Raw genomic sequence first — 13,936 nt, 5'->3', positions numbered from 1 at the left:
ACCCGTCCCGCGCCGACCGACAACACCCGCGCTCTCAGTCCGTCCGGTCCGGCTCGCCGGGGCCGGCCCGGGGCCGGGCACTGCCGTGGACGCGATCTGTCGGCTCAGGCCTCCGTCGGGCCCTCGGGGATCGGGTGTACTTCGACCGGGTCGTTGCCAGGCTTCCCGCCCGGTCCGGGGCACGCCGACGCGCGTGCCGCGATCTCCAGGGCCCGGTCCTCGCTCTTGACGTCGACCACCCAGTACCCGGCCAGGATGTGTCCCGCCTGAGCCGGCCCGTCGGTGACCTGCGGCCGGCCGTCGCTTCCGGCCCGCACCGTCTTGACCAGGGAGGGGCCGCCGAGGCCCTGTCCCTCGACCCATTCACCAGCGGAGGTGAGGTCATCGTTGAGGGCGCCCATGTGGGCGAACATGGCCTCCATGTCGTCCTTGGAGTACGACGACATGATGGCGTCCCACTGATCGGCAGGCACGTTCATCTGGATCATGTACTTCATGTTCCTCACCCTTCCGGGGCGGTTGCTGGGCTTCTTCTCGCGCTTACAAAGAGGTAGACAGCCCGGCGCCACAAAACTCATCGGCGCCCCCAGCACCAAATCCATCCGGGTACCCGCGCCCGGCAGGTGCGCCGGACCGACGGTCGAGTACGCACCCGCGAGCCCGCCGCCACCCCTGACGACCAGGTGGTCCCGTGCCTCGCTGTCAGTCACGCAGGCGCGAGACGAGAATCATTCCGCTCGAGTACTGGAGCAGGGCGCACACCACGCGAGGGTCTTCGAGCAGTTGCTCGGGATCGCATCCATCGACGGGTTTGCGAAACTTGCGCCAGTACGGGTTCATGTCGTCGATGAGCAACTGCCCACCGGGCCTCAACGCGGTGATGGCGTCATCAAGCACCGAGGCCTTCAACTCTCCCGGGATGTCCAGGAACGCCAGGTCGAAGGTTCCCAGGGTCGGGATGACCTCCCGGGCATCGCCGACGACCAATGACACCCAGTCAGGCCAGCCCGCGCTCGACACCAGCTCGGACATGTTCCTGTCGACCTCGACACTGACCACCTCGACGTCGCTGCGGCTGCGCAGCCCGTGTGCGACCCATGCGAGTCCGACACCGGCTCCTGTACCCAGCTCGAGAATGCGCCCGCCGGCAGGAACCGCTGCCGCCAGCACGGCCATCAACGCGCCCACCTCGGGACGGGAGGACTTGGCGAAGCCCACCCGCCGCGCCCGCCCGTAGGCGGCGCTCACGGCGGTGGGCACTTGCAAGGCCGTGCGGGCGCCCAGGCTGCGCTTGATCCGCTCGACCTCTGACGCCGACATCTCCCGATCGAAGGTCAGACTGACACTCGACTCCGCTTCCGACCCGCCGGCAGCGTCCAACCGGTCCATTTCACGTCCTCTTCCAGGTGGTCCTTCTGGCGCCCGGGTACAGGCTCACAATGAGTCCTGGTACAAGTTCTCACGCGATGCTCACACAGTATGATTTGACCGTTTAAAACACGCCGAGGAGTGAGACGAAGAATGAGTTCCTCTTACAGCTCAAAAGGCCGCGAGGGAGAATCTCGCGTGATTCTCAAATTTGACCGCGCGGTGACAGAGAAGGAAGTGGAGGAAATACAGGCCGAACACAACGCGATCAGTGCAACCCTGGAGACCTCGGATGGCCAGCACGACTTCGAGGTGGAAGAGAACGACGTCGACGAAACCGAGCCGGAGTAGCCCCTCCGACTACGGCCGATACTGCATGCAGGCACGGGATCAAGCAGGCTGGAAGCAGCACATGAAGTTGAGCGAATTCGACGCGGCGCTTTCGCGCAGTCCGTTCGGTGACAGCCGCTACGTGACTGAACAGATGCATTCCGCATTCAGGCGTCGGCTCGAGAGCATCAGCACCTCCGTGCCCGCCGCTCGACGGCTCCTCACGGAACTGCAGCAGGCGGGACCGCAGACCGTGTACAGAATCCTCGGCGATCCACTCGTACGCCGCTGCGTCCAGCAACTCGTGGCCCAGGCAGTCGTTGGGCGACAGCAGTCGGTGCCCCCGGAACTGTGTGCACAGGTGCTCGACGCGACTGCGCGGCACGCTCAGGCCGGCTCTGCCACCGGGCCGTTGCAGGGCAGCGCCACAGACGCATGGTGGCTCGGCGAGCCGTCCCGCACCCCGTGGATCTGGACCCGGGGTCGACACAACGACATCTTCGGGCGCGTGTTCGAGCAATTCGCGGAACGGCAGTTCGGTGCACCCCTGCACGCGCCCACGCGCGAGGACCTCGCAGCGCTGCAGAGAGGGGCCCGGCTCCTGGAAGAGCTGCTCCCAATGACATCGCACGGTGCCCTGAGCCACGCCCACCAGATCGGGATCCACGCCGGAACCGGCCCGTGGAAGGGCAAGGCGTCCACCTCTCAGTTCACTCTGACCGGCGCCATCTTCTTGAACCGGAAACTACTCAAGAACCCTTGGTGGGTCGCCGAGCATTTGCTGCACGAGGCACTGCACCAAAAACTGTATGACTTCCGGAATGCCCATTCTCTGCTGGCCCGGGACCTCAACGAAATCCCCGAAGACCCCTCCATCGATGCACGCCGAGTGGTGTCGCTGTGGAATCTGCCACGCCGCAACAAGTCGAACTGCTGGGGCACGCACCGCGCCATGGCCGCGTTCCATGTCTACGTCCACCTGGCGCTGTTCTGCTCCCTCGCGGAACGACTCGCCCCGCAGTACCTGGACGCATACGGCCCGGTAGATGCCCCCCGCCCCATGACGCCCAGCCGAAAGGCATTCGAGAGGGCCCACTACCTGGGGGAGAGTTTGCGTGGGGTGTGCTGGGACGAGCTCGGACTCGCAGGCCAGCGCATGGTGGACTGGCTGTCTTCCATTCTGGACGCCATGGATCCGACCCCTCCCCCGGCGGGGTCGTCGCTGCACTTGCTGCTGGACCGATACGTCAAGGAAGCGCACCAGCTGCGCAAGGCCCCGCCTTCTGATGATTTGGCGGGAGTACTGAAGAAGCTTGAGCGGGCTGAGGCCGAGGCGTTCCGCGTGGTCCTGTCGGTGGTGGGGATGCAAGCCCAACACGACGACGCCGCAGCCGTGCTGGCACCGGCACCGCAGCAGGTCCATGACGACCACGGCGCGGCTTTTGCCCAACGGCGAAACTACATCTCCGAGACACTTCTGCGACTGGCACCGGACGGCTACAGCCTCGACTCGTTGTGCCCGAAGAACGGGCCGTCTGCGGACGAAATGGTTCGAGCGATGGTGGAAAGCTCCAGCCGTGAACTAGCGGCAGCCACAGCCTGACGAGCTCGTCCATAGTTGGCGGTGGCGTGTCGGCAGTGATCGTCACTGCCAGCAGCCAAACACGCCGCGGCGGGGCTGCCGGGCGGCACCCGGCAGTCTGATCTGTCGAGCTTGAGGGGGTTTGAAGCGCGACAGCAGGGCATCCCACAACGAGGCCCAGCCTTTGCCAGCCGACAGGAGGCAGCAGTGACCACCTACGTCATCACCGTGCCCGGCACGTTCCTGAGGGACGCCGACGATGCAGCACGGTCCGAACTGGCGAGGAGCCTGGCTTCGCACCACACCGACCTGAGCGAGACCGAAGACGTGGAACTGCTGACGGTCCACGAGGACGGCACCTTTTCCGTCCGGCTCGAAGTCGAGGCACCGGACCGGGCAACGGCCGAGAACGACGCCGTCCGCCTTACGGCCGGCGCCCTCGAGGAGCTGGGGTTCTCGGAGAAGGACGCGCCCTTGGGACCTCCGGCGGTCACAGGTGTCGACGGTCAGTTCTGAGAACGGAGTACGCCTTCCATCCTGAAGGAGGATGCCATGGCACTGTCCCGGACCGAGCGGGAGCAGTTCCTCGCCGAACCCCACATCGCCGCCCTCTCCGTGAGCGCGGGCGGTGACCGCGCACCGCTGACGGTACCGATCTGGTACCACTACTCCCCCGGCGGCGACATCTGGATCATGACCGGCCGCGACTCCCGCAAGGCCGAACTGATCGAGTCCGCAGGCCGGTTCAGCCTGATGGTCGACCGCGTAGAGCCGACGATCCGGTACGTGTCGGTCGAAGGCCCGGTCGTCTCGACCGTACCGGCGGTGCGCGAGCAACTGGTGTGGATTTCCTCGCGGTACCTGCCGGCTGCGAAGGTGGACGACTACGTCGACGACGCCTGGAAGAACCACGGCGAGCAGGTCGTGATCCACATGCGTCCGTCACGATGGGTGAGTTCGGACCTCGGCCAGGTGTAGACGACCGCCAGAATGGGCTGGCTGGGGTGCTGCTCCGCCGCCTCGATGAGCCCCTTTCCCGCCGCGGGACAGGGGAGGGCGGCATCCCAGTCGGCCGACGTTCACGCAGTCCAAAGTCCGGTGACAACCACCCCTGCTTCCGTCTGGCGATGGTCGCGGACCTCGCGGCCCTCCATCCGGCCCGCCGACGACGGGTCGGCCACGCAGCGGCGCTTTCCGGACGTTCGTACTGCCGAGACCCGGTTCCGTGACAGCGGGCTGGTGTTCGGGGCATCCGCGCAATGGCTGCGACGTGCAGACCCTGTGACACCACCAGGAACAGGAAGGTACAGCCATGCTGATCACGGTCACCCGCTCCGGAGGCTTCGCCGGCTTCGAGAAGCTCCGCGCACTCAACACCTCGGGCCGCGCGGACGCGGCGGATCTGGAGGAACTCGCGCAACAGGCCGTCGCCCCCGTGGCCGACGGCTTCCACTACCGGATCACCGTCGACGACGAGGTGCTCGACCTCCAGGACCCCTGCCTCTCCGACGCCCAACGAGCACTGATCCGCACCGTCCTCGACGAAGGCGCCTGACGGGCCTCACGACGTAGGGAGGGCCCTGAACGTTGGGTGACCGTGTTCACCCAGGACAGCAGTTGGGCGGGCCCGCACCCGTCACGGCGAGGCCGCGCAAGGCATCGCGCGTGCACGCACTCAATGATGTCGAACAGCCCGCTCTCGCCGGCGGGCATCGGATAGGCCACCAGGAGCAGCGCACCGTTGACATCACCGCGCGGCCGTCCCACCGGTCGACGAACCGGCTGCCGACGTGTCGGACCTGGAAGTCGCCGAAGCCGGCCGTCGGGGCCGAGGGGGCAGCATCACAGCGGGATCCTGGAGTCCCTCGGCAAGGCCGATGAGCTGCGCAACGTCCGGGAGCACCACCTCGGTGGTCGTGCGGTCGCCCGGGGGCGAGGCGTCCATGGTGCGGGCACACAGCTCGGCGAGGGCCTCGACTTGGCGCCCGCCGCAGATACGCCGCGCGCTGACGGGCGGCCCCGCCTCAGGAGCTGTTCCACCGCATGCGGTGGAACAGCTCCTCCACGAACTCGAGGTCTCCCACGGCTGCCAGCCCGGGCGCGGCACGGGCCAGGAGCCGTTCTGCCAGCGTCACGGCCGGTACGTACTCCCCTCACGCGGGATCGAGGCCTTCGCCCGCCAGCCCGTTCCGGGCGGCGAGCCGGTGGGCAGCGTGCAGGCGCCGGGTCGGCACGTCGGGCGGCGGCCGCCCGTCCCCTATGTCGAGCAGCAGCGTGGTGGCCAGACCCCGCACCAATGCGGTGAGCAGCAGCACCACGTCGAGGTCGGTGTTCACGTCTCAGACCCGGACCTCCACATCACGGCGTGAAGCCGCCGCCGTCGACGACCACGAGCGCGAGCACGATGATCTGATCGAGCAACGCGACAACGCCCGCGCCGAGACCGGTCCTCCGGTGGACGACGCCCCCCGCGGCCGAGGCCCCTGGTTCGGCCACCGCGCTGCGCCCCGCTGACGTCAGAGGTCCCCCCGGGCGACTCCTTGACCCGCGCGGCGTCCATGACAGGCGGTGCACGACAGCGGAGCGCCGTGCCTGAGGCCGACGCGCCGCTCCCATGGCCACGGAAGCCGCCCCTCACGGCCCCGGCAGGGGCCAACGCAACGCGCTACGCCCCTGATCCCAGGCCTCCCGGATGTGAGTCGCGAGGCGGTCCTCCAGCAGGACCGTCGCCGCGCACCCGAAGGCGATGTCCGCCTCGAGGCGGGGCTCGTCCGCCAACAGGCCCCCGATGACCTCGTGGCGGACAACCTGTTCGTGGACGGCGTCGGCCTCCACGTGCTCGGCGTAGAAATGTTCGGCTGCCGGACCGGCCCCGCAGCGCCGCAGCGCCCTGGCCAGGCGCCTGGACCCGGGCGACGAGGTGACCTCCACGCAGGCGAAGTGGCCGACGAGAGCGCCGCGCAGGGCGCGGTGGAGACCGAATAGGGACATCAGGTTCACGGTCGCAAGCAGGGGTGCCGGGGCCCGGCCCAGGTAGCAGCCGTACGCGGGATCCAGCCCGAGGTCGGTCAGGAGGTCCGCGAAGAGCTGTGCGTGGATGCGGTCGGCGCGGCCGGCGCCGAACTCGTCGTACTCAATGGCGACCATGGCAGCCTTGGCCCGTCCTGTGAGCCGGGGGATCACCCAGGCGTGCGGGTCCGCCTCCTTGAGGTGGTAGAGGGAGCGAAGGGCCGCGTACTCACGCAACTGCCACAGGGCGCCCTCGGTTTCGAGATGGTGGCTGAGGCTCCCGGAGAGGTCAACAGGCTCGACAAGGAGCGGGGCGAATGCCTCCTCGACCGACCGGGGAGCGTCGGACAGCTCTGTGCGCAAGGCGGAGAGGACGCGGGTTTCCAGGGCTTGGCGCAGCCGCAGCAGGTCCGGATCCCATTCCCGCCCGTCGTCCACGCCGTCGAAGCCGCGGTAGTGCAGTTCGTACAGCAGGTAAAGCGCGAGCTGGAGGTCCTCACCCCACGGGTCCGCCCTCAGCACGGACCCGGTGGCGTACACCGGAGGGCCGCCCGACTGCAGGGCCTGTGTCACGGCCCCGGACAACTCGCCCCGCTCCTCGACGAGGCGGGGGCCGGCGGCGGTCGCCGTCGCTCCCGGGCTGTGAGGGATCATCTCGGGGTCCTGTCCTCGGGCGGCGAGTCGACTCGCTCGCGGTGGCGGTGGCTGGTGTCGCACCAGGGGTAAATACGGCTGCGGCGGCAGGTGCACACCGCGACCATGAAGCGGTCCGAGCGGGCGACCGTCCCGTCGTCCAGGACGATCTCGACCGGCCCCTCGACCAGGACCGGGCCCAGCGGATCCACGGACACCCGGCGGACGGGCACCGCCGTGGAAACCGAGCGCGGGCCGCGGTCAGAGGGACTGGGCACGGATGATCACCAGCTCTTCCCACTCATCGGCTTCTGCCGCCAGACCCTGCTGCTCCAGCCACGACCGTCGCGAACGCAGCACGGGGCCCCACGGCACCGCGGCCGTCGCCGTGACCTCTGCGGCCAGCCCCACCCCGGTCAGGCGGTCGAGCGTCTCCTCGGCCCCGCACATCCCCGAGTGCACCATGAGCAGGACACCCCCGGACGCAGCAGGGCCGGGGCAGTGGCGCAGACCCGGTTGATGACCCCGCGCCCGTCGGGGCCGGCGTCCCAGGCCCGCTCCGGCCCGTGCGAGGGGAGCCGGACCCCCGGGGCGGGGACGTATGGCGGATTCGTGACGACCAGGTCGAAGCAGTCACCCGCGGTGCGTGCCGCGAAGTCGCCGTACAGGACACGCAAGGGCAGCCGCAGACGCAGTGCGTTCAACCGCGCCGTGACCACAGCGGGCCAGGAGACGTCGACCGCCGTGACCCGGGCTCTCCGGCCGGCGGCATGCAGCGCCAGCGCACCGGTGCCCGTACCGATCTCCAGCGCGTCAGTCCGCGGCCCGAGCTCCTCCTGGGCGAGCGCCTCCGCGAGGAGAAGGGTGTCCGCCTGTGGCTGGTAGACGCCCGGCAAGGCCATCAGGCCGACTGGCAGCGCGGGCAAGGACAGAGCCGTACTGGACACCGCGCACCTCCGGGTTTCGAATGCGGCCCAGCGGACGGGACCGCGGCCATTGACCGACGTCCTGCGACTGCCCCAGGCGAAGCGTCCCATCCAAATTTCGTCGATCTCCATGGGCCCCTGGCCCCCGTGCCCGGTGGTGGGGCCGGGCCGATCAGCTGGGGAAGGGCGGCGGCCGGCATCACGGCGGGTCAGCCCGGCCAGGTGCCCGTCACACGACGCGTGGCCACGGCACCCGAGCGGTCGACAGCGGCCTTGACCACGGCGAAGATCGCGCCCTGGACAGCGGCGGCGATCAGGATCTGCTTCCAGGACCGGTCTTCGTCCGTAGCGCTGGGGGCGTCGCCTTCGCCTTCGACGATCTTCCACACCTGCTTGAACGCGGCACCCGCGATCATGCCGCTGAAGGCGCCCAGAGCCAGACCGACCGGCTTGTAGGCGATCTTGGACGCTTTCATCGGCGTACGCGGCTGCGCCGCACCAGCAGGAAGACGACCAGAACAGCGCCGGCAACGAGCAGCGGCTTGCGGTTGGCGCGTCCCGCCCTCGCGACCTGGCCGAGATTGTCGAGAACCGGCTCGGGTGTCGTGTCCTTCACCAGCTGCACGGCATGCTCGGTCTTCACGCGGATCTGGTCGGCGACCAGGGCGGTCTTCTCGGCGGCCCGTTCTCTGACAGCGGATGTCTTCTCCTTCGCCTGTGCCGTGACGTCGGCCTTGCCCGCCAGCGCCTCCACCGTCTGCCCGAGTTCGTCGCGGGTGCGCTCTATCTGCTCGCGCAGCTCATCGGGGGTGGGCGAGCCGGTATTGGTTCGGGGTTCGTTCGTCATCGCTGCCCCTTCTCCTTGATCTCGGCCAGGTCGGCCTTGACGCTGTCGATGGTCTGCTCCGGGACGGGGGCGCCGGCATCGGCGATCTGCTTCTTCCCGGCCATCGCAGTCACTGCAGCAACCACCGCCAGTGCCGCCGTGAGGATCAGTGCCGATGCCCACACTGGGAGTACCAACGCGAGGGCGGCGATGCAGGTTGCAATCAGGGCCTGAGCTGCCAGGATTCCGATCAGGCCCGCCGCGCCGAAGAGGCCGCCGCCCTTCCCGAAGCGTTTCCCCTTCTGAGCCATTTCTGCCCGGGCCAGCTGTATCTCCTCGCGGACCAGCTCCGAAATTTGCTGGGAAGCGCGCGAAACCAGCACGCTCACGGATTCATCGGGGATGCGGGTCTGCCGCTCTACCGTGCTCATACGGAGTCTCCCCTTTGCGACCTTTACGATCCTTTACGACTTTTACGATGCGCACGCCGTTGTCGTGGCGCGCCTACCCGATAAACGACCGAGCACCCACGCCACAAGCAGATGCTTCTGCCCACACAGCGGCGCAGCAGCAGAACACCGGGGATGCTCAAGCCGTTCACTCTTGCCGGCCAAGCGGTCCATACGCGGTCACTGCTCCAAGCGGCGGCGGTCCTGGTCGCTCCACGCGCGGGTGTCGCGGGGACGGACGTAGGGCTCCTCGTCCTTGGGTAGCCCTCCAGCGATCGCGCGCTGGCGGGCCAGTTCCGCGTCGAATTCCAGTCCGAGGAGAATCGCAAGGTTGGTGATCCACAGCCAGACCAGGAAGACGATGACACCCGCGACGGTGCCGTAGGTCTTGTTGTAGGAGGCGAAGTTCGCGACGTAGAAAGCGAATCCGGCCGAGGCGAGCATCCAGATCATCAGAGCCAGGAGACTGCCTGGCGTCAGCCACCTGAATCCGCGGCCCTTGGCGTTCGGTGCGGCCCAGTACAGGAGCGCGATCATGATCGTGACGAGGACGACCAGGACCGGCCATTTCGCGATCGACCACACCGTCAACGCACTGTCACCGATTCCCAGGGCGGTGCCCACTTTCCGCGCCAGGCTGCCGGTGAAGACGATGATCAGCGCACTGCCACACGCAAGGACCATCAGCGTGACGGTGAGCGCCAGGCGCAGCGGCAGCACCTTCCACACCGGGCGGCCTTCGGGCATGTCGTAGACGGCGTTCGCGGAACGGATGAACGCGGCCACGTAGCCGGAGGCGGACCACAGCGCCACGACGAGGCCGACGATCGCCATCAGCGATCCGACGCCGCTGCGGCCCTGCAGCTGCTCGACCGCGTCTTTGATCACGTCCCGGGCGGAGCCGGGAGTCAGCTGCTGCACGTTTTCCAAGACCCGCTGGGTCGTCGACTCACCGGCCAGGCCCAGCACAGACACGAGAACCAGGAGGGCGGGGAAGAGCGCAAGTACGCCGTAGTAGGTCAGGGCCGCGGCGCGATCGGCCAGCTCGTCGTTCCGGAACTCCCTGACCGTGCCGCGCAGTACTGCCCTCCAGGAACGTGTGGACAGGTCCGAGGGCTGGTCCGGGGCCCGCTCCTCGATCTGCTCGTCCGGCCCCGCGTCGGCGTTCCGTTCGGTGTCGGCACGGTCACCGTCGCTGCCCTGGCCTTGGTTCGGTAGGCGTGTCATATCCGACGGCTTTCCACGCCGGCGCCACTCATGCGGTCATGCACTGGAAACCGCGCCGTCACGGAATCTGCGCACGGCCGCGCGCCCTGCGCCATGGCGGTCTCGGGCATCCGGATGTGTTCCATGGGTAGTGGCGTGGCATGGAAGACGAAGCGGGCCGGCGGTCAGAGGCCGAGGCTCTGCTGAAGGGGCTGAGCGTGGATGACCGCCGGCCGGAGCAGCCCGTGCTGCTGGACTCGTCCGGCGCTCCGATCCGTACCTGGCAGGAGAATTACCCGTACGACCGCAAGATCAGGCGGGGGAGTACGAACGCACCAAGCGGATCCTGCAGATCGAACTCTTGAAGCTGCAGCGCTGGGTCAAGGACACCAGATCCCGGCTGGTGGTGATCTGTGAGGGCAGGGACGCGGCGGGCAAGGGCGGCACGATCCAGCGGTTCACGGAGCGGCTCAACCCCCGTGGGGCACGGATCGTCGCTCTGGACCAGCCGACCGAGCGGGAGGCGGGAGAGTGGTACTTCCAGCGGTACGTCGCTCATCTGCCGGCAGCCGGTGAGATCGTCTTCTTCGACCGTTCCTGGTACAACCGCGCCGGCGTCGAGAAGGTCATGGGTTTTTGCACCCAGGAGCAGTACGAGCTGTTCCTGCGGCAGTGCCCGGCCTTCGAAGCGATGCTCGTGGAGGACGGGATCCTGCTCGTGAAGTTCTGGTTCTCGGTCTCCCGCGGCGAGCAGCGCACCCGCTTCGCGATCCGCCGGGTCGATCCGGTGCGGCAGTGGAAGCTATCGCCGACCGACCTGGCCTCGTTGGACCTGTGGGACGCGTACACCAGCGCGAAGGTCGCGATGTTCCGTGCGACCGACACCGGCTACGCGCCATGGACGGTGGTCAAGAGCAACGACAAGCGGCGCGGCCGGCTGGAGGCGATCCGCAGCCTTCTGTGGCGCATCGACTACGACCGGAAGGACGAAGCGGCGGTGGGCCGCCCCGACCCGCTCATAGTGGGCGTCGCCGACACGCTCCTGGAGCCGGGTGAGGAGCCCACCGACCTCTCACCCACTCCCCTGGCCGGCCCGCCCCTCGGCCCCGGCCTGCATCCCCACCCGCAGCGCGCCGCAGGGCCGCGCTGGTCAAGCCCGCAACCGCGCGGCTCCGGTCGGCCCCGGCACCCCCAAGACGGGACGAGTAACGGTCCGTAGACGGCCGAGTCCACGGCCGAGTCCGGGCAGTTCGTCGAGAGCTCCGGCGGGGCAAAGGCCCCCTGCCCGGACAAGAACGCCACGGCCAACACCCCAAGGTGACTACGGGCCCGACCGGGCTCTGCGTGTGTGGGGTGCCGTGCCGGTCAGACGTCGGCCGCGGTCACGGAGAGTGTGGATCTTCGGCTGACAGGATCAGTGGCATGTCTTCGTCATCGAACCCTGACCTTTGGCCCGTTTCGCTGAGGACGGACCGACTTGTCCTGCGCCCCATTGAGCGCGGTGACGTCGCCGCCCTGTCGCGGCTCTGGACGGACACCGAGGTGCGCCGCCATCTCGGCGGGCCCGTGACCGGGGAGACCCTTCGGGCCCGCGAGGAGGGGTGCGTCGCGGCTTTCGGTGCGTTCAGCGTGGTCCTGGCCTCGGACATGTCCATGGTCGGTCTGGTGTCGGTGGAACCTTGCTCGCCCCGAGGCGGCCGGACGGAGGTGTCGTATCAGCTGCTGCCAGAGCGCTGGGGCTGTGGGTATGGCCGTGAGGCGGTCGCCGCCGCGATGTCCTGGGCGCTGGACAAAGTCACATCCCAGCAGTCTGAGGTCGTCGCCGTCACCCAGAAGGCCAACGAGCGTTCACGCCGGCTGCTTGAGTCCATCGGGATGCGACTGGTCGATGCGTTCGTGGAGTGGGGCGCGGAGCAGGTCATGTACTCCATGGACCGAACGGGTCCTGGCGGCCCGGCATTGACGGCAATTCGGGGATACGGGCCGCCATCAGGGAGATCACGGGCTTCGACCGGCCCGATCACGTGAGGTAGCAGCGGGTCTCGGTGATCTGGAGGAGTCTTTCCACGGTGTGGCTGGTGGCGGTGACGCGCAAGGAACGGTGGGCTTGTTCGGCGGTGTTGCGGGCGCTCAGGAGGGCATTGAGGCCGGCGCAGTCGCAGAAGGTGACCTGGTGGAGGTCAACGGTGATGGCGCCCCGGTAGGTGGTGACGGCGGTCAGGAGGGCACCGCGCAGATCGCCGGCGTCGTGGAGGTCGACCTCACCACTGACGGTGACATGGGCCGACCCGTACGGTCCGGGAGCAACGGATACCTGCAGGCGGTCGGCGTCGGTATCGAGGTGGGCGCTGTCCATGGTCCCGGTCATCGCTACCTCCCCGCTCGTCCGTCCACTACTCCCTTGTACCAGCATCGTCGGCACCCACCCCGACACACGTCAAGAATTACGTGAAAAACAGGACGTATGTACCAAGTTTGGGCATCCTGGAGGTATGGGAGACGAACCACTTCCCAAGGCACCGTGGACCTTCCTGACCAGCCACGCACGGGTTCTCCTGACCCTCGCCCGCAGCCCCGGCGCGCGCGTGCGAGAGGTGGCCGAGACCTGCCTGCTGACCGAGCGGACGGTGCAATCGATCGTCGCGGACCTGGAGGAGGGCGGGTACCTCAGCCGGGCACGAGAAGGGCGCCGCAACCACTACCGGATCACCCCCGGCGCGAAGTTCCGCCACCCCGCCGAAGCGGGACGCGACATCGCAGACCTCCTCGCCCTCTTCGCCGAGGAACCCGCCGAGCAACCCGCCGAGAACACACAGTCCCCACGGTGAGTCCGCGCCGCACATGGTCGTCACCCGGGGCAGTGAAGGTCTCCTGCGCAGATCACGGAAATGGGCCGGGTGATGGCGCAGGGTGTTCGGGTCGAACGCCGGTGGCACGCCCGCGGTCCGCCGGCCCGGGCCACCCACGACGGCCTGCCCGCCGCATTGCGCGGGCCGGCGAGCGGCGGGCGTGCCGGGGGTTTCAGCCCCCCTGTCAGTGAGCACGCGCCACATGACGGGTAACCCCGATGGAGGAGGCGAGCGGTATGGCGGGCGAGGAGAAGGACCAGGACGTCGTCGAGGTGATCCTCAAGGACCACCGCACCATGGAGGAACTGTTCCGCCGCATGCGGAGCGTCGAGGCCGACCGTGCGGGAGCACTGGAAAAGTTCTCGGCCCTGCTCATCGCGCACGGCGAGGCGGAGGAATCCGAAGTCTACGGAGCTCTCAAACGCTTCAAGGATGTCGACAACGAGGAAGTGGAACACGGCAAGGAGGAACACGCCGAGGGCAACAAGGCACTGCTGGCGCTGCTGGAAGTGGACGACGTCGGTTCCGACGAGTGGGACGCGCGGCTGGAGGACCTCGTCAAGGCGGTCTCCCACCACGTGGACGAGGAGGAGCGGACGATCCTCAACGGTGCCAGGGAAAACGTCTCCGACGAGCGCCGGGCCGAGCTGGGCAGCGCGTTCCTGCGGGAACGCGAGAATCAGCTGGCGTCGGACTGCGGCAGCATCGAGAACGTGCGCAGGATCGTGGGCGGCTGACGCAGGAACGCGCAGGAGCGG

The 13,936-nt window shown here is 68.3% G+C and carries 19 protein-coding genes and 2 pseudogenes; 10 read left to right on the top strand and 11 right to left on the bottom strand.

Translation table 11 applies throughout. The features are described 5' to 3' along the window. Window positions 1-104: 104 nt before the first annotated feature. Together JIW86_RS37350 and JIW86_RS37345 are read right to left on the bottom strand one after the other, a co-directional pair. Window positions 105-497, bottom strand: coding sequence for a YciI family protein (locus JIW86_RS37350; RefSeq protein WP_257558756.1), 393 nt, complete (start codon window positions 495-497; stop codon window positions 105-107). A gap of 205 nt (window positions 498-702) precedes the next feature. Further along, window positions 703-1,389: an O-methyltransferase gene (locus JIW86_RS37345; protein ID WP_257558755.1), complete on the bottom strand. Its 687-nt coding sequence runs from the start codon at window positions 1,387-1,389 to the stop codon at window positions 703-705. A 132-nt stretch (window positions 1,390-1,521) separates the two neighbouring features. Here JIW86_RS37345 and JIW86_RS37340 point away from each other — a divergent pair, with 132 nt between their 5' ends. The 5 genes from JIW86_RS37340 to JIW86_RS37320 all read left to right on the top strand — a co-directional run bounded on the left by JIW86_RS37340 (window position 1,522) and on the right by JIW86_RS37320 (window position 4,835). Further along, window positions 1,522-1,719, top strand: coding sequence for a hypothetical protein (locus JIW86_RS37340; RefSeq protein ID WP_257558754.1), 198 nt, complete (start codon window positions 1,522-1,524; stop codon window positions 1,717-1,719). Window positions 1,720-1,780: 61 nt separating this feature from the next. Next, window positions 1,781-3,301: a hypothetical protein gene (locus JIW86_RS37335; protein WP_257558753.1), complete on the top strand. Its 1,521-nt coding sequence runs from the start codon at window positions 1,781-1,783 to the stop codon at window positions 3,299-3,301. Window positions 3,302-3,487: 186 nt separating this feature from the next. Further along, window positions 3,488-3,796, top strand: coding sequence for a hypothetical protein (locus JIW86_RS37330; RefSeq protein WP_257558751.1), 309 nt, complete (start codon window positions 3,488-3,490; stop codon window positions 3,794-3,796). A gap of 36 nt (window positions 3,797-3,832) precedes the next feature. Next, window positions 3,833-4,258, top strand: a complete 426-nt coding sequence (locus JIW86_RS37325; protein ID WP_215140409.1) for a pyridoxamine 5'-phosphate oxidase family protein — start codon at window positions 3,833-3,835, stop codon at window positions 4,256-4,258. A 334-nt stretch (window positions 4,259-4,592) separates the two neighbouring features. Beyond that, on the top strand, window positions 4,593-4,835 hold the full coding sequence (locus JIW86_RS37320) for a protealysin inhibitor emfourin (protein ID WP_257558750.1): 243 nt from the start codon (window positions 4,593-4,595) through the stop codon (window positions 4,833-4,835). A 598-nt stretch (window positions 4,836-5,433) separates the two neighbouring features. On the opposite strand, the gene JIW86_RS37315 is transcribed toward JIW86_RS37320, so the two are convergent. Then, window positions 5,434-5,616, bottom strand: coding sequence for a hypothetical protein (locus JIW86_RS37315; protein WP_257558749.1), 183 nt, complete (start codon window positions 5,614-5,616; stop codon window positions 5,434-5,436). Here JIW86_RS37315 and JIW86_RS37310 point away from each other — a divergent pair. Next, window positions 5,609-5,794, top strand: coding sequence for a hypothetical protein (locus tag JIW86_RS37310; RefSeq protein WP_257558748.1), 186 nt, complete (start codon window positions 5,609-5,611; stop codon window positions 5,792-5,794). The two genes, JIW86_RS37315 and JIW86_RS37310, sit on opposite strands and share 8 nt — an antisense overlap. 120 nt (window positions 5,795-5,914) lie before the next feature. Here the strand turns inward: JIW86_RS37310 and JIW86_RS37305 are convergent, their stop codons facing one another. The 7 genes and pseudogenes from JIW86_RS37305 to JIW86_RS37275 form a co-directional block, all read right to left on the bottom strand. Continuing rightward, window positions 5,915-6,943, bottom strand: coding sequence for an iron-containing redox enzyme family protein (locus JIW86_RS37305; RefSeq protein WP_257558747.1), 1,029 nt, complete (start codon window positions 6,941-6,943; stop codon window positions 5,915-5,917). After that, the gene (locus tag JIW86_RS37300) at window positions 6,940-7,200 is read right to left on the bottom strand and encodes a CDGSH iron-sulfur domain-containing protein (RefSeq protein ID WP_416237640.1); all 261 of its coding nucleotides are present in this window, start codon (window positions 7,198-7,200) and stop codon (window positions 6,940-6,942) included. Before JIW86_RS37300 ends, JIW86_RS37305 begins: the two co-directional genes overlap by 4 nt. Beyond that, window positions 7,184-7,824, bottom strand: a pseudogene (locus JIW86_RS37295) (HemK2/MTQ2 family protein methyltransferase). The gene JIW86_RS37300 and the pseudogene JIW86_RS37295 overlap by 17 nt, the downstream one beginning before the upstream one ends. Before the next feature lie 233 nt (window positions 7,825-8,057). Next, the gene (locus JIW86_RS37290) at window positions 8,058-8,324 is read right to left on the bottom strand and encodes a DUF4235 domain-containing protein (RefSeq protein ID WP_257558745.1); all 267 of its coding nucleotides are present in this window, start codon (window positions 8,322-8,324) and stop codon (window positions 8,058-8,060) included. After that, entirely contained in the window at window positions 8,321-8,695 is a 375-nt protein-coding gene (locus tag JIW86_RS37285) for a DUF3618 domain-containing protein (protein ID WP_257558744.1), read from the bottom strand. Before JIW86_RS37285 ends, JIW86_RS37290 begins: the two co-directional genes overlap by 4 nt. Beyond that, entirely contained in the window at window positions 8,692-9,105 is a 414-nt protein-coding gene (locus tag JIW86_RS37280; RefSeq protein ID WP_257558743.1) for a phage holin family protein, read from the bottom strand. Before JIW86_RS37280 ends, JIW86_RS37285 begins: the two co-directional genes overlap by 4 nt. A 198-nt stretch (window positions 9,106-9,303) precedes the next feature. Beyond that, entirely contained in the window at window positions 9,304-10,350 is a 1,047-nt protein-coding gene (locus tag JIW86_RS37275) for a YihY/virulence factor BrkB family protein (protein ID WP_257558741.1), read from the bottom strand. A gap of 140 nt (window positions 10,351-10,490) precedes the next feature. Between JIW86_RS37275 and ppk2 the strand changes: the two are divergent. Together ppk2 and JIW86_RS37265 are read left to right on the top strand one after the other, a co-directional pair. Then, window positions 10,491-11,548: pseudogene (ppk2, locus tag JIW86_RS37270) on the top strand (polyphosphate kinase 2). Window positions 11,549-11,751: 203 nt separating this feature from the next. Beyond that, window positions 11,752-12,357 (top strand): GNAT family N-acetyltransferase, encoded by a 606-nt coding sequence (locus JIW86_RS37265; RefSeq protein WP_257558740.1) that lies wholly within the window; start codon window positions 11,752-11,754, stop codon window positions 12,355-12,357. Here the strand turns inward: JIW86_RS37265 and JIW86_RS37260 are convergent. After that, window positions 12,350-12,697 (bottom strand): STAS domain-containing protein, encoded by a 348-nt coding sequence (locus tag JIW86_RS37260; protein WP_215140417.1) that lies wholly within the window; start codon window positions 12,695-12,697, stop codon window positions 12,350-12,352. The genes JIW86_RS37265 and JIW86_RS37260 overlap by 8 nt on opposite strands. A gap of 124 nt (window positions 12,698-12,821) precedes the next feature. Here JIW86_RS37260 and JIW86_RS37255 point away from each other — a divergent pair, with 124 nt between their 5' ends. Further along, the gene (locus tag JIW86_RS37255; RefSeq protein WP_257558739.1) at window positions 12,822-13,157 is read left to right on the top strand and encodes a helix-turn-helix transcriptional regulator; all 336 of its coding nucleotides are present in this window, start codon (window positions 12,822-12,824) and stop codon (window positions 13,155-13,157) included. Window positions 13,158-13,414: 257 nt separating this feature from the next. Next, on the top strand, window positions 13,415-13,915 hold the full coding sequence (locus tag JIW86_RS37250; RefSeq protein WP_257558738.1) for a hemerythrin domain-containing protein: 501 nt from the start codon (window positions 13,415-13,417) through the stop codon (window positions 13,913-13,915). Window positions 13,916-13,936 lie beyond the last annotated feature (21 nt).

Origin of the sequence: Streptomyces sp. NBC_00162, assembly GCF_024611995.1 — a bacterium.
GTDB lineage: Bacteria > Actinomycetota > Actinomycetes > Streptomycetales > Streptomycetaceae > Streptomyces.
Note: the sequence above shows the minus strand (reverse complement) of the source record. Positions and strands in the feature narration are given on the sequence as shown.

Excerpts from the sequence above, each read along its gene's own strand:
- JIW86_RS37350 (WP_257558756.1), bottom strand. The coding sequence starts at position 497 with ATGAAGTACATGATCCAGATGAACGTGCCTGCCGATCAGTGGGACGCC.
- JIW86_RS37320 (WP_257558750.1), top strand. The coding sequence starts at position 4,593 with ATGCTGATCACGGTCACCCGCTCCGGAGGCTTCGCCGGCTTCGAGAAG.
- JIW86_RS37280 (WP_257558743.1), bottom strand. The coding sequence starts at position 9,105 with ATGAGCACGGTAGAGCGGCAGACCCGCATCCCCGATGAATCCGTGAGC.
- JIW86_RS37275 (WP_257558741.1), bottom strand. The coding sequence starts at position 10,350 with ATGACACGCCTACCGAACCAAGGCCAGGGCAGCGACGGTGACCGTGCC.
- JIW86_RS37260 (WP_215140417.1), bottom strand. The coding sequence starts at position 12,697 with ATGACCGGGACCATGGACAGCGCCCACCTCGATACCGACGCCGACCGC.
- JIW86_RS37290 (WP_257558745.1), bottom strand. The coding sequence starts at position 8,324 with ATGAAAGCGTCCAAGATCGCCTACAAGCCGGTCGGTCTGGCTCTGGGC.
- JIW86_RS37305 (WP_257558747.1), bottom strand. The coding sequence starts at position 6,943 with ATGATCCCTCACAGCCCGGGAGCGACGGCGACCGCCGCCGGCCCCCGC.
- JIW86_RS37250 (WP_257558738.1), top strand. The coding sequence starts at position 13,415 with ATGGCGGGCGAGGAGAAGGACCAGGACGTCGTCGAGGTGATCCTCAAG.
- JIW86_RS37340 (WP_257558754.1), top strand. The coding sequence starts at position 1,522 with ATGAGTTCCTCTTACAGCTCAAAAGGCCGCGAGGGAGAATCTCGCGTG.
- JIW86_RS37325 (WP_215140409.1), top strand. The coding sequence starts at position 3,833 with ATGGCACTGTCCCGGACCGAGCGGGAGCAGTTCCTCGCCGAACCCCAC.
- JIW86_RS37265 (WP_257558740.1), top strand. The coding sequence starts at position 11,752 with ATGTCTTCGTCATCGAACCCTGACCTTTGGCCCGTTTCGCTGAGGACG.
- JIW86_RS37335 (WP_257558753.1), top strand. The coding sequence starts at position 1,781 with ATGAAGTTGAGCGAATTCGACGCGGCGCTTTCGCGCAGTCCGTTCGGT.
- JIW86_RS37345 (WP_257558755.1), bottom strand. The coding sequence starts at position 1,389 with ATGGACCGGTTGGACGCTGCCGGCGGGTCGGAAGCGGAGTCGAGTGTC.
- JIW86_RS37255 (WP_257558739.1), top strand. The coding sequence starts at position 12,822 with ATGGGAGACGAACCACTTCCCAAGGCACCGTGGACCTTCCTGACCAGC.
- JIW86_RS37285 (WP_257558744.1), bottom strand. The coding sequence starts at position 8,695 with ATGACGAACGAACCCCGAACCAATACCGGCTCGCCCACCCCCGATGAG.